The following is a 13,084-nucleotide window of genomic DNA, read 5'->3' as shown; positions in this document are numbered from 1 at the left end:
CTGTGAATATCAAGGGTCAGCGTTCTCCTGTGCCTTTTTCTGAATGATTTAAGCTTGATGGTGTAATCGAATGTCTTCAATGGTTTTAATAACAAAAGATAACTATTTGTACGATGGAATAAAGCAATTCCTGCCGGTTCGTCATTTGCAGGAGATTATTTATTCAAAAGAACATTCCAGCGAATGTTTGGTGTTAATAGATAGCCGGATTTCTCTACGTTATCTCGAAGATGTCTATTCATGGTTATCCGCTCTGTTCGATAAAACCAAAGCGCTGGTCCTGAAAATGGAAAGCGAAACCTGTCAGATATCACCGATGCAAAGACGACATAACGCTGTCGACATGAAATCCCCCGGTGAACAGATTGCCTGCGACATTTTGAGCGAGCTTGAAACGTTTTCTGCCGATAAATGGCAGCGGAAAATTTATGTTGAAATCAATGAGCGAGAGACGACGTTAATCAGGAGCTTACTGGCGGATATAGACGTTGAGGAGATCGCCGAACGGTTGTGTTGCTCCTATAAACAGGTCTATAAATTACGCGACAAAATGTGCCAGAGATTAAATGCCAAAAATTTCTATACGGTTTGCCTGTATGTGTTTCGCCACGATCTGCTTAACCGGCAATACCTTCTGCCTGTCACCTGGCTGCGCGGATGAATCGGGTTATCTGTTTTTTCACTTTGCTTTGCATTTCTTTATCTAAAAACTGTTTGGAATGACAGATTCTTTTTTATTCCTTTATCAAAATTCCGGCGCCAGAAATACTGCTCCCATAACAATGAGAGGGGAGCAGACACTATGGCAATTTCATCGCGTATTACCTTACTCGGCGCTCTGGCGCTGTGGGCATTTCAGGCGCAGGCGGTCGATGTGACCGTCGCGTATCAAACCTCCGCTGAACCGGCGAAAGTCGCTCAGGCGGACAACACCTTTGCCAAAGAGAGCGGGGCAAAAGTTGACTGGCGTAAGTTCGACAGCGGCGCGAGCATCGTGCGGGCGTTAGCGTCTGGCGACGTGCAAATCGGCAATCTCGGCTCAAGCCCTCTGGCCGTTGCCGCCAGCCAGCAGGTGCCAATCGAAGTGTTCCTTCTCGCCTCACAGCTCGGGAACTCCGAAGCGCTGGTGGTGAAGAAAAACATCACCAAACCTGAAGATCTGATCGGCAAGCGCATCGCGGTACCGTTTATCTCAACCACCCACTACAGCCTGCTGGCGGCGCTGAAACACTGGGGGATCAAACCCGGTCAGGTGCAGATTCTGAACCTGCAGCCACCGGCGATTATCGCCGCCTGGCAGCGCGGCGATATTGATGGAGCCTACGTCTGGGCCCCGGCAGTAAACGAACTGGAAAAAGATGGCACCGTGCTGACCGACTCGGAAAAAGTGGGTCAGTGGGGTGCGCCGACGCTGGATGTGTGGGTGGTTCGCAAGGACTTCGCCGAGAAGCATCCTGAGGTGGTGAAAGCCTTCGCCAAAAGCGCCATCGACGCCCAGCAGCCGTATATCGAAAATCCGGACGAATGGCTGAAACAGCCGGCGAATCTGGAAAAACTCTCGCGCCTGAGTGGGGTCCCTGAATCAGATGTTCCGGGGCTGGTGAAAGGCAATACCTACCTGACCCCTGCGCAACAGGTGCAGCAGCTGTCCGGCCCGGTAAATAAAGCGATTGTCGATACCGCCGGGTTCCTGAAAGAGCAGGGCAAAGTGCCTGCGGTGGCGGCGGATTACAGCCAGTTCGTGACCGATCGTTTTGTGAAGTAACCGGAGGCCGTGATGCTGCAAATTACAAACCTGTCCGCCAGCTACGGCGGGAAGCCCGCGCTGGATGATATCAACCTGACGCTGGATAGCGGTGAGCTGCTGGTGGTGCTTGGGCCATCGGGCTGCGGAAAAACCACGCTGCTTAATTTGATCGCCGGGTTTGTTCCGTATCAGCACGGCACCATTCACCTGGAAGGAAAACGAGTGGAAGGCCCCGGCGCTGAGCGCGGCGTGGTCTTCCAGAGCGAAGGATTACTGCCCTGGCGCAACGTGCAGGAGAACGTGGCTTTCGGTCTGCAACTGGCGGGTATTGAGCGCGCGCAGCGCCTGGAAACGGCACGCCAGATGTTGAAAAAAGTCGGGCTTGAAGGGGCGGAAAAGCGCTTCATCTGGCAGCTTTCCGGCGGTCAGCGTCAGCGAGTGGGTATTGCCCGCGCGCTGGCGGCGAATCCGCAGCTGTTGCTGCTGGATGAACCTTTCGGCGCGCTGGACGCCTTCACCCGCGAACAAATGCAAACCCTGTTGCTGCGCCTGTGGCACGAGACCGGCAAGCAGGTGCTGCTGATTACCCATGACATCGAAGAAGCGGTGTTTATGGCGACCGAACTGGTGCTGCTTTCTCCGGGGCCGGGCCGGGTGCTGGAACGTCTGCCGCTGGACTTTGCCCGTCGCTTTGTCGCGGGAGAGCCGGTGCGCAGCATCAAATCCGATCCGCAGTTTATCGCTCAACGCGAATACGTGCTGAGCCGTGTGTTTGAGCAGCGGGAGGCGTTCTCATGAGCATCGTCTTTAGCGAAAAACGGGCCGGAAAACGCTTCACCTTCCGCTGGCCATTTTCCCGTCAGATCACCCTGAGCGCAGGCACGCTGTTGGTGCTGCTGGCGATCTGGTGGGTCGTCGCGGCGCAGCAGTGGGTCAGCCCGCTGTTTCTGCCAGGTCCTGGGCTGGTGCTGACGAAACTGATCTCCATCGCCGGGCCGCAGGGCTTTATGGATGCGACTTTATGGCAGCATCTGGCGGCGAGCCTGGGACGCATTCTGGTGGCGCTGCTGGCGGCGGTGATTATCGGCATCCCGGTAGGGATTGCGATGGGACTCAGCCCGACGGTGCGTGGGATCCTCGATCCGCTGATTGAGCTGTATCGACCAGTACCGCCGCTGGCCTATCTGCCGCTGATGGTTATCTGGTTTGGTATCGGGGAGACCTCGAAGATCCTGCTGATCTATCTGGCGATTTTTGCCCCTGTCGCCATGTCGGCTCTGGCAGGCGTGAAGAGCGCGCAGCAGGTACGGATCCGCGCGGCGCAGTCGCTGGGAGCCAGCCGCGCGCAGGTGCTTTGGTTTGTGATTTTACCCGGCGCGCTGCCGGAGATTTTAACCGGTTTGCGCATTGGTTTAGGCGTGGGCTGGTCAACGCTGGTGGCGGCAGAGCTGATTGCCGCCACGCGCGGGCTTGGCTTTATGGTGCAGTCGGCAGGCGAGTTTCTGGCGACAGATGTGGTGCTGGCAGGGATCGCGGTGATCGCCGTGATTGCCTTTAGTTTAGAACTGGGGCTGCGTGCGTTACAGCGCCGCCTGACGCCCTGGCATGGAGAAATACAATGAGTGAACGTCTGACCATTACCCCGCTGGGACCGTACATTGGCGCGCAGATTTCTGGCCTCGACGTGACGCGTCCGCTGAGTGATAACCAGTTCGAGCAGCTGTATCATGCGGTGCTGCGCCATCAGGTGGTGTTTTTACGCGAGCAGGCGGTGACGCCGCAGCAGCAACGCGCTCTGGCGCTGCGTTTTGGCGACTTACATATTCACCCGGTCTATCCGCATGCCGAAGGGGTGGAGGAGATTATCGTGCTGGATACCCATAACGATAATCCGCCGGATAACGATAACTGGCACACCGACGTGACCTTTATCGAGACGCCGCCCGCAGGCGCAATTCTGGCGGCTAAACTGCTGCCGGAAACTGGGGGCGATACCTTGTGGACCAGTGGGATTGCCGCGTACGAAGCGCTGTCGGCCCCGCTTAAGCAGTTGCTGAGCGGTTTGCAAGCGGAGCACGATTTCAAGAAATCGTTCCAGGAATATAAGTACCGCAAAAGCGAAGAAGAGCATCGGCGCTGGCAGGAGGCGGTGGCGAAACACCCGCCGCTGCTGCATCCGGTGGTGCGCACCCATCCGGTGACGGGCAAGCAGGCGTTGTTTGTGAACGAAGGGTTTACCACGCGCATTGTGGATCTGACGGAGAAAGAGAGCGAGGCGCTGTTAGGATTCTTGTTTGCTCATGTGACGAAACCGGAGTTCCAGGTGCGCTGGCGCTGGCAGCAAAACGATCTGGCGATCTGGGATAACCGCGTGACGCAGCATTACGCCAATGCGGATTATCTGCCGCAGCGCCGGATTATGCAGCGGGCGACAATACTGGGGGATAAGCCGTTTTATCGTGCGGCCTGATGCCCTTACCCCGGCCCTCTCCCACAGGGAGAGGGAGAAAACACAAAAAATGGTCATCAGAGATGCCCGTTTTGCTTTTACCTCCGCCACCGGGCGAAAAATCACCGCAAATGCACCTCTATATACCGCTGATATCGGTTCGCCTTCAGATAGCATAAATCCACCAGCACCAGCCCATCCACGCAGTTGTTGAACGCCGGGTCGCTGCCGAAATCGATAAATTGTACGCCGCCCGGTTCACACAGTTCGGAATACTGTTTATAGAGCGGAGGAATGCCGCAGCCCAAATTGCCGAGCAGCGATTTCAATTTTGTCAGATCTTCGACGTAATCCACGCCGCCAAACTGTGCCAGGACATCGGGCAACGATGCCGGATACGGCTGACGCGAGGCGGCCAGAGGATGACTGGCGGGGAACCACAGGCGGTAAAAGGCCACCAGCAGATCCCGCGCGTCGGGAGGCAGCCCGCCGGAAATCGAGACCGGGCCATACAGATAGCGATATTGCGGATACCGCGCCAGATAGGCCCCAATCCCGGACCATAGATAATCCAGACCCCGACGGCCCCAGTAGCGCGGCTGAATAAAGCTGCGGCCCAGTTCGATGCCATGCTCCAGCACGTCCTGCATGTTGTCGTCGTAATGGAACAGGCTATAGCTGTACAGACCGTCCAGCCCGCGCTGTTCTATCTGCCGGGCGGTCGGCATAAAGCGGTATGCGCCGACGATCTCGAGATCCTCTTCGTCCCAAAGAATCAGATGCAGATAGTCATCGTCATAACCATCGGTGTCGCGGCGTTTGCCGCTTCCCTCGTCCACCGCGCGAAAGGCGATTTCACGTAAGCGTCCGAGTTCGCGCAGCAATGGTGCGTCTTCTTGCCCGTTGCGCTGCCACAGATAAATTCCTTTACCATCGGCGGTCTTGCCGAGACATTCGGCCTGCGACAGTTCACGTTTCAGCGTGGCCCTGTCTTCTGGGCGGGCAATCGCGCACTGTGTTTTGAACATGCCAGGTAATCCCTTACCAAGACGTATCACGTGCTGGCGACACTGCTCGGCCATGTCACGCGACGAAAGGGGGGCGCTAAACCACTGACTCCAGGCAATCTGCTGGCCGATTTTGATCGGCAAGGTGCTGTGGCGACGACGGAACATCTGTTGCATTAACAGCAGCATTGAGAGCGTCGGTGATACCAGCGTGCTGGCGTAAAACAGCAGGCTGTTATGCGCCTGAATATGGACCGGCAGCAGCGGCACGCGCAGCTTGCTGGCTAATTTGATAAAACCTGAGTGCCACTTTTTATCGCGAATCCCTTTGCGCGTCGGACGTGAGACTTCGCCCGCCGGGAAGAAGATCAGCACACCCGCATTTTGCAGTTGGTTTTCCATCATCACCAACGACGATTTCGCCGTTTTGCCGCCCATATTATCTACCGGAATAAACAGCGAGCTGAGTGGTTCGAGGTGCGTCAGCATCCGGTTGGTGACCACTTTCACATCGCGACGAACGCGGGAGATGGCATACAGCAACGCCAGGCCATCAAGTGTGCCGGTGGGGTGATTAGCGATAATGATCAGCGGGCCGTGTTCGGGGATTTGTTCGAGGTCGTGCGCGGAGGTCGTGCAGAGAATATCCAAATGTTCCAGAACCTGCTCCACCATATCAATTCCTTTCAGGTGGCGGTGTTTTGCTGCGAACTGCTGGAACTCTTGTTCGTAAAACAGCCTTTTTAACAGGCTTTTTTGCCAGGGCGCGGGCCTCGCCTGAGGCCAAAGATCGTCAAGAACGCTATCGAGACTGAACATGCTGGTTTCTCCTGTCGTCTTGCCCAGACAGTAGAAGTGCCAGATGTCGTTTGTATTGCAGTTTGGTGAAGTTTAATGAGGCGGGAACGTAGGCCGGGTAAGGCGAAGCCGCCACCCGGCACAACGGCGAATTAACGCAGGATTTTCTTCTCGGCCAGATCCAGCGCGAAGTAGCTGAAGATCAGATCCGCACCGGCGCGTTTGATTGCGCCCAGGCTTTCGAGGATCACTTTTTCTTCATCAATTGCACCTGCCTGGGCGGCGAATTTGATCATCGCGTATTCACCGCTCACCTGGTAGGCACCCAGCGGCAGCTCGGTACGTTCGCGGATGTCGCGCAGGATATCGAGATACGCCCCGGCAGGTTTCACCATCAGGCAATCTGCGCCCTGGGCTTCATCCAGCAGAGATTCACGGATCGCTTCGCGGCGATTAAGCGGATTCATCTGATAGGTTTTACGATCGCCTTTCAGTGCGGTTCCGGCGGCTTCACGGAACGGGCCGTAGAACGAAGAGGCAAATTTGGTGGAGTAGGACATGATGGCGGTGTCGGTGAAACCTGCCGCGTCCAGCGCCTGGCGTATCGCCTGCACTTGTCCGTCCATCGCCGCCGATGGCGCGATGAAATCGGCACCGGCTGCGGCGGCAACTACTGCCTGTTTGCCGAGGTTGATCAGGGTGGCGTCGTTATCGACACCGTGGTCGCACAGCACGCCGCAATGGCCGTGAGAAGTGTATTCGCAGAAACAGGTGTCGGACATGACGATCATTTCCGGCACGGTCTCTTTGCAGATGCGGGACATGCGCGCCACAAGACCGTTTTCTTTCAGAGCGTCGCTGCCGGTGGCATCCGTATGGTGCGAGATCCCGAAGGTCATCACTGAGCGGATACCGGCGTTGGCGATGCGTTCAATCTCACGCGCCAGATGCTTTTCTGGAATGCGCATCACGCCCGGCATGGCGTCGATGGCTTTGTAGTCATCGATCTCTTCTTCAACGAAAATCGGCAACACCAGATCGTTTAAGCTGAGTGTTGTCTCTTCAAACATAGCGCGTAGCGCAGGGGATTTGCGCAGGCGACGGGGACGTGCAATTAAATCGGTCATGGGATGCCTGATGTCTGGAGAACAATGCTGAGTAGTGTACCTGAAATGACCGCTGGCTGTTTTACGAAAGTGGTCGTTTTGTTACCGGACGTTGTGATTAATGTGCCGTAGAGTGTTGCCAGTTAAGTCATATAAAAGGCGGGATGTTTATTTTCTGGCGAATTGTTTCTTTGTGGTTAATTTATTCATGGTGCTTCTTATTTCCTTTGATGGCATTTTTCTGACGTATTGCATTAGTCATTAATTTGTCATTTAAGATATTATTTACCTTAATTAATTCGCTGTATTTATAATGCGTTGCCATTTTAGGTTTGTTTTTGCATGGCGTTTTTTTGTTAATTGTCTGGATACGGACTTAATCGAATCATTCATTGAACCTTTTGGAAGTGACACTGCATAATTCGCTCCGCAATAATTTTTTTTGCACTTGCGTTTTACGGACAAACTTGTTTACGTCCCTGAGGAGGGATGACTCAATGCAAACATGGAAAAAGAAACTCGCTGTATCTCAAATTGCATTAGCGTGCACACTGGCTATCGCTTCTCAGGCTAATGCTAAAGATGTATCCGGTACGACATATAATACTTTTGGTTATGATAATACGGCCACCACACCCTGGTATTATGGCTATGCAGACTGGGGCACTTCGGATGCCACGCATGATGGCGACATTTATCCCGTCATCAATAAATCAACAGTTAATGGTGTTATTTCTACTTACTATCTTGATGATGGTATCAATGGTCGTGCGAATGCTTTAAGCATTTCTAATAGCACCATCAATGGAATGATTACCTCGAAGTGCATGACCACGGAATGCGCCGATGGCACGGATGAAGATGGTACGGTGCATTCGCAATACGACCGATTCAGCCTGACGGTAGATAATTCTACTATCAATGATACTTATGAGCATTATGCTTATGACGTGGTTGATGGCGATAAAACAGAAACGCATTACCTGGACACCTATGGACTGGGTAACGCGATCACACTGGATGAAGAATCCGACATCGTTATCCAGAATAACTCCCACGTCGCCGGTATTACGCTGACGCAGGGTTATCAGCAGGTTGATAATACGCCGTATGATGGCACCGAAGGTGTTGCCAATAACAGCCACGTCTTTACTGACACGCTGGTGGTGAAAGATTCAGTGCTGACTTCTGGTGCATACAGCGATCTGGGAACCAACGGTTTCTACGGTCAAAGTGCGAAGCCGAGTGACTACGGTGAAACGAATGCTACTGCTGCGGATGACGCGGCGTTAATCGTTGCATCGGGTGCTTCAGACAATGCTATGCAGACTACCGCCACGTTTGACCACTCTACGATCACCGGCGATATTCTGTTCTCCAGTACTTTCGATAATAACTTCTACGAAAACGGCGATCCGCAAACCGATACCACTGACGACGGCATCTATAACCCAACCACCAATGGCTGGGATGGTACCGATAAACTGGATGTCACCTTAACCAACGGCAGCAAGTGGGTGGGTGCAGCACAGTCAAGCGTTGAGGCTATCGGCACCGCACAAATGTACGGCCAGGGTTATACCGACGTAGACTGGACCACACTCTCCCCGAACAGTATCTGGCCGGATTCGACCTTCGATGCCAATGCCCATGTCGCTGGCGAAGCTGTTTATCAGAGCGGCCTGTTCAACGTCACGCTGGACAATGGCTCTGAGTGGGACACGCGTAAAGTCTCCAACATCGATAAGCTGGCGGTAAATAACCAGTCGCAGGTTAACGTTGAAAACTCAGGTCTCCTTGCTGATAGCATCACGCTGACTAATGGTTCTTCGCTGAACATCGGTGACAGTGGTGGCGTAGCAACCGACAGCCTCTATCTCGACAGCTACAGCGGCGCTGCGCTGACCGAAGAGACCGCTGAACTCTATGCCAACACCATTACCGTGGATAACGGTGCTGAGCTGGCATTGGGTCTGGGCCAGGTGGATACTCACAACATGGTGCTGACCGATGGCGGTGTGCTGAATGTCGCCAGCCGTGATTACGTGCTGAACTCTGACCTGAACAACGCTCGCTATGTCACCAACGATAAGAACCTGGCCGATTATGACTATGGCGTGGTTGCGCTGAACTCCGACGGTCACCTGGCGGTGAACGGCGAAGTCGCAGGTAACTACAAAGTGCGTATCGACAACGCAACAGGCGCAGGTTCGGTTGCTGATTATAAAGGCAATGAAGTCATTCGCGTTTATGACAACGATGCCGGTACACAGGCCACCTTCACCGCAGCCAACAAAGCCGATCTGGGCGCTTATACCTATAAAGCGCAGCAGCAGGGCGACACCGTGGTTCTGCATCAGGAAGAGCTGACTGACTACGCCAATATGGCGTTGAGCATTCCGTCTGCCAACACCAATATCTGGAACCTGGAGCAGGATGCCGTTGGCACCCGTCTGACCAACGGTCGTCATGGCCTGGCAGATAAAGGTGGCGCCTGGGTGAGCTACTTCGGTGGCAACTTCGACGGTGATAACGGCGAAATCAATTACGATCAGGATGTTAACGGCGTGATGGTCGGTCTGGATACGCAGATTGACGGTAACAACGCTAAATGGATCCTCGGTGGTGCGGCAGGTTTCGCAAAAGGCGACGTGAGCGATCACTCTGGTCAGGTTGATCAGGATAGCCAGACAGCGATGATCTACTCATCCGCGTACTTTGCTAACGATGTCTTTGTCGATGGTTCCCTGAGCTACACCCGCTTTAACAACGATCTGTCCGCCACCATGAGCAATGGCCAGTATGTAGACGGTAACACCACGTCTGACGCCTGGGGCTTTGGTCTGAAACTGGGTTATGACTGGAAACCAAATACCTCTGCCTACGTCACACCGTACGCTGCTGTATCAGGTCTGTTCCAGTCTGGCGACGATTACCAGCTCAGCAACGACATGCGCATGGACGGTCAGTCATACGACAGCATGCGTTATGAAACGGGTATTGATGCAGGTTACACCTTCAACTACGGTGGCGATCAGGCCCTGACTCCGCACTTCACGCTGGCATATGTTTATGACGACTCCAGCAACGATGCAGATGTCAACGGTGACAGCATCGACAATGGTGTGAAAGGTTCTGCTGTTCGCGTAGGCCTTGGCACTCAGTTCAGCTTCACCAAAAACTTCAGCACTTATACGGAAGCTAACTATCTCGGTGGCGGTGATGTTGACCAAAACTGGGGAGCAAATCTGGGCGTGAAATATACCTGGTAATGCCTGAATTGCGGGGAGAGTGTTCTCCCCGCTTTTTAAAACTATAACGATAAAAATGAAACAGAACCGATAAGTACGGATAGCTTGAGGTCTGAATGAATCCGGATGCGAAACCCCTTTGTGAATTTAAACGGCTCGAACAATGCCTGAAAGCCGAAAGTACACCTTTTAAAGCCTCTGCACAGCAAATTATTTACCACGAATGTTTTGAGAAAGAGCATCACACCTTTGTAATACAAACAGGAATAGTTGAAATTCACCGTCAGTCAGATGACCTGCTTATTGGCATCGTCACAACGCCTTTCATCTTAGGTCTGACGGCAGGGATGATGGAAAATCAGCAGAAATATACGATGGTAGCGCAAGCAAACAGCACCGGTTTTTATCTTCCGGCTGCCACTGCGCGTCAGCTTATTCAAAACTCTTATCTTTGGCAGGACGCATTTTGTTGGCTTTCCTGGATCAACAGAATATTAGCCCGACGCGATATGCAATTAGTAGGCAATAATTCATACAGCCAGATTCGCGCAATGCTAATGGATATGGCTGAATGGGATGAAACACTGCGCTCAAAAATTGGCGTCATGAATCATATTCAGCGAAGTACACGTATTTCACGTTCTGTTGTCGCGGAAGTTCTGTCTGCATTACGTCAGGGAAATTATATTAATATGAACAGGGGCAAACTGGTCAGTATCAACCGTTTGCCCGCTGAATACTAAATCGGTCAGGACGCGGGAACAACCTGAGCTTTATTTCCGCTCAGTTCGGTGACCAAATTATTGATCCCATCACTCATATTGATAAAACGGGTGTTTGGCGAACGGGTCACGACCACAAAGGCCCCCACATTCGATTGCGGGATCATCGCCATATAGGTGATGAATCCCCCACCACCGCCTGTTTTCTGAATGATACCCGGTCGTCCATCTTTGGGAGCCATATAGACCCAGCCCATGCCGAGTGCATCAGCTTTCCCAGGAACATCCATTCCAATGACGCGATGAAGTTGATTGCGTTTATAAATCAGGGTCTGCATACGATCAGCCTGATTGCTACGCGCATAGAAATCTGACGAGAGGAACTGCTGCATCCAGCGCATCATGTCGCCTGGCGTGGAGTAGACGCCTCCGCTGCCAATAGCCGCGAGCGTGTTATTACACGGACTGGCCCCTTTCTCCGCGACCATCAATCGTTTGCACTGATCGGGTGATGGCGTAAAGGTGGTGTCTTTCATTCCCAGCGGCCGCGTAATTTGCTCTTCAAACAGCTGGGTGTATGGTTTTCCTGAGGCTGTCGCCAGCGCATCGGCCAGCAGATCAAACGCAAGGTTGGAATAGGCAGCCTGAGCACCTGGCGCCGTTTTCAGCGTCGCAGTTGTTAGGTAATTCCAGCGCTGCTCACGCGTCGGCCAGACGAAAACAGGACGATGCGCCGCTCCTCCCGGCTGCTCACGCGGCAGGGCACTGGTATGTGTTGCCAGATTCACCAGACTAATGGGTGTCCCCTGATAAGACGGAACCCGTGAACCCGGTGGTGCGTATTTGCTTAATGGATCGTTGAGTTTCACCACACCTTGATCGAGCAGCTTCACCAGCATTTCGCTGGTCATCAGTTTGGTCAAAGACGCAATACGGATAACCGAATCTAGCTGTGGGTGGACATTGCTGCCTGGACGCGTTTCACCAAAACTGCGAAATACGCGCTGATTACCATCAATAACAACCAGCGCCATCCCCGTAGCGCCGCTGCCGTAGTAAATAAGATTGGCGTAGCGATCGGCAATATCGGAAGCGAAAGCGGGTGCTGTCAGCGGCTGGGCAGCCTGAACAGTGGATATGCTCACCGCACACAGCGCGGCGAAAGAAAGCAGACAACGTTTCAACGAAAAGCATCCATGAAGTGAATGAGGAAGTAATGCGTATTTATACTACTAAACGACGCGGTGCAATGGGCCGAATTGCATAACGATAGCGGGAAAAACGTAACCACGGGTAAATAAGAACAATTTCGTTGCAATCTGTCTCCTGTTTTGTGACATCGGGCTTATGATAGGACTTGCGAATCAATTTTTCGGAGGCGGTGATGTCGGGTAAAAGAGTGGTTATGGTGGTCGATATGCAGCAGGGGGTATTCGCCACGCCGCGTATTCAGCGCGAGAAATGCGTTTCACGAATCAATCAGCTCACGCGCGGCGCTGACACAGTCATTTTCATTCAGCATACCGAGGCGGGTGGACTGGAAGAGGGGAGTGATGGCTTTACATTACTGCCCGAACTGCATCAGCCTGCGGGGGCGTTTTATGTCACAAAAACCGCCTGCGATGCGTTCTATCACACCTCGCTCAACGCATTATTAACGCAATTGAATACTCAACATTTTGTTATCTGTGGCTGTGCGACCGATTACTGCGTCGATACCACTCTTAAAAATGGCGTCAGTCGGGGATATCACATCACCGTCGCAGAAGATGCGCACACCACCGCGGATCGCCCGGCGGCAGAGGCTCAGGTGCTGATTAACCACTATAACGAGGTCTGGCGAACCCTCACCGCGCCGGACAACCCTCCGCGTGTGAAACTCACCGAAACAATTCTCGCAGAGTGGCAGGCGAACTAACCTATAAACCACTGGTCTATTTTTTCGCACGCGCCGGTGAGCGGCGCGTAGCAGGTTTTCCGTGTGGTATTTTGTTGAACACAGCA

General features: G+C 53.3%; 11 protein-coding genes. 8 read left to right on the top strand and 3 right to left on the bottom strand.

Going from position 1 to position 13,084, the window contains the following annotated elements; translation table 11 throughout:
• The first annotated feature begins 70 nt into the window (after positions 1–70).
• The 5 genes from C3708_RS18550 (at position 71) to tauD (ending at position 4,217) form a co-directional block, all read left to right on the top strand.
• A complete protein-coding gene (locus C3708_RS18550; protein ID WP_103949945.1) occupies positions 71–661 on the top strand; it encodes a hypothetical protein in 591 nt (196 codons plus the stop codon).
• Positions 662–802: 141 nt separating this feature from the next.
• Positions 803–1,765 carry a taurine ABC transporter substrate-binding protein gene (gene tauA / locus C3708_RS18545; RefSeq protein WP_095280932.1) on the top strand — a complete coding sequence of 321 codons (963 nt, stop codon included), beginning with the start codon at positions 803–805 and terminating at the stop codon, positions 1,763–1,765.
• Positions 1,766–1,777: 12 nt separating this feature from the next.
• Positions 1,778–2,545, top strand: a complete 768-nt coding sequence (tauB, locus tag C3708_RS18540; RefSeq protein WP_095280933.1) for a taurine ABC transporter ATP-binding subunit — start codon at positions 1,778–1,780, stop codon at positions 2,543–2,545.
• Entirely contained in the window at positions 2,542–3,369 is an 828-nt protein-coding gene (gene tauC, locus C3708_RS18535) for a taurine ABC transporter permease TauC (protein ID WP_095280934.1), read from the top strand. The genes tauB and tauC overlap by 4 nt, the downstream gene beginning before the upstream one ends.
• Positions 3,366–4,217 carry a taurine dioxygenase gene (tauD, locus tag C3708_RS18530; RefSeq protein WP_103949944.1) on the top strand — a complete coding sequence of 284 codons (852 nt, stop codon included), beginning with the start codon at positions 3,366–3,368 and terminating at the stop codon, positions 4,215–4,217. Before tauC ends, tauD begins: the two co-directional genes overlap by 4 nt.
• A gap of 101 nt (positions 4,218–4,318) precedes the next feature.
• Here the strand turns inward: tauD and C3708_RS18525 are convergent, their stop codons facing one another.
• Complete coding sequence (locus tag C3708_RS18525; protein ID WP_103949943.1) at positions 4,319–6,022, bottom strand: lysophospholipid acyltransferase family protein; 1,704 nt, start codon at positions 6,020–6,022, stop codon at positions 4,319–4,321.
• 131 nt (positions 6,023–6,153) lie between these two features.
• Positions 6,154–7,128, bottom strand: a complete 975-nt coding sequence (gene hemB / locus C3708_RS18520; protein WP_103947649.1) for a porphobilinogen synthase — start codon at positions 7,126–7,128, stop codon at positions 6,154–6,156.
• A gap of 476 nt (positions 7,129–7,604) precedes the next feature.
• Here hemB and C3708_RS18515 point away from each other — a divergent pair, with 476 nt between their 5' ends.
• Together C3708_RS18515 and C3708_RS18510 are read left to right on the top strand one after the other, a co-directional pair.
• Positions 7,605–10,379 (top strand): autotransporter outer membrane beta-barrel domain-containing protein, encoded by a 2,775-nt coding sequence (locus tag C3708_RS18515; protein ID WP_103949942.1) that lies wholly within the window; start codon positions 7,605–7,607, stop codon positions 10,377–10,379.
• 95 nt (positions 10,380–10,474) lie between these two features.
• Complete coding sequence (locus C3708_RS18510) at positions 10,475–11,101, top strand: helix-turn-helix domain-containing protein (protein WP_095280938.1); 627 nt, start codon at positions 10,475–10,477, stop codon at positions 11,099–11,101.
• Positions 11,102–11,106: 5 nt separating this feature from the next.
• Here the strand turns inward: C3708_RS18510 and ampH are convergent, their stop codons facing one another.
• The gene (gene ampH, locus C3708_RS18505; protein ID WP_095280939.1) at positions 11,107–12,264 is read right to left on the bottom strand and encodes a D-alanyl-D-alanine-carboxypeptidase/endopeptidase AmpH; all 1,158 of its coding nucleotides are present in this window, start codon (positions 12,262–12,264) and stop codon (positions 11,107–11,109) included.
• A 200-nt stretch (positions 12,265–12,464) separates the two neighbouring features.
• Here ampH and C3708_RS18500 point away from each other — a divergent pair, with 200 nt between their 5' ends.
• A complete protein-coding gene (locus C3708_RS18500) occupies positions 12,465–12,998 on the top strand; it encodes an isochorismatase family protein (RefSeq protein WP_103949941.1) in 534 nt (177 codons plus the stop codon).
• Positions 12,999–13,084: the final 86 nt, after the last annotated feature.

The organism is Lelliottia sp. 7254-16, assembly GCF_002922995.1.
GTDB classification, from domain to species: domain Bacteria; phylum Pseudomonadota; class Gammaproteobacteria; order Enterobacterales; family Enterobacteriaceae; genus Enterobacter; species Enterobacter jeotgali.
This window is presented reverse-complemented; position numbering and strand designations above follow the sequence as displayed.

What these genes read in the sequence shown, in the direction of transcription:
- C3708_RS18510 (WP_095280938.1), top strand. Translation starts at nt 10,475, where the DNA reads ATGAATCCGGATGCGAAACCCCTTTGTGAATTTAAACGGCTCGAACAA.
- hemB (WP_103947649.1), bottom strand. Translation starts at nt 7,128, where the DNA reads ATGACCGATTTAATTGCACGTCCCCGTCGCCTGCGCAAATCCCCTGCG.
- tauA (WP_095280932.1), top strand. Translation starts at nt 803, where the DNA reads ATGGCAATTTCATCGCGTATTACCTTACTCGGCGCTCTGGCGCTGTGG.
- C3708_RS18550 (WP_103949945.1), top strand. Translation starts at nt 71, where the DNA reads ATGTCTTCAATGGTTTTAATAACAAAAGATAACTATTTGTACGATGGA.
- tauC (WP_095280934.1), top strand. Translation starts at nt 2,542, where the DNA reads ATGAGCATCGTCTTTAGCGAAAAACGGGCCGGAAAACGCTTCACCTTC.
- tauD (WP_103949944.1), top strand. Translation starts at nt 3,366, where the DNA reads ATGAGTGAACGTCTGACCATTACCCCGCTGGGACCGTACATTGGCGCG.
- C3708_RS18515 (WP_103949942.1), top strand. Translation starts at nt 7,605, where the DNA reads ATGCAAACATGGAAAAAGAAACTCGCTGTATCTCAAATTGCATTAGCG.
- C3708_RS18525 (WP_103949943.1), bottom strand. Translation starts at nt 6,022, where the DNA reads ATGTTCAGTCTCGATAGCGTTCTTGACGATCTTTGGCCTCAGGCGAGG.
- tauB (WP_095280933.1), top strand. Translation starts at nt 1,778, where the DNA reads ATGCTGCAAATTACAAACCTGTCCGCCAGCTACGGCGGGAAGCCCGCG.
- C3708_RS18500 (WP_103949941.1), top strand. Translation starts at nt 12,465, where the DNA reads ATGTCGGGTAAAAGAGTGGTTATGGTGGTCGATATGCAGCAGGGGGTA.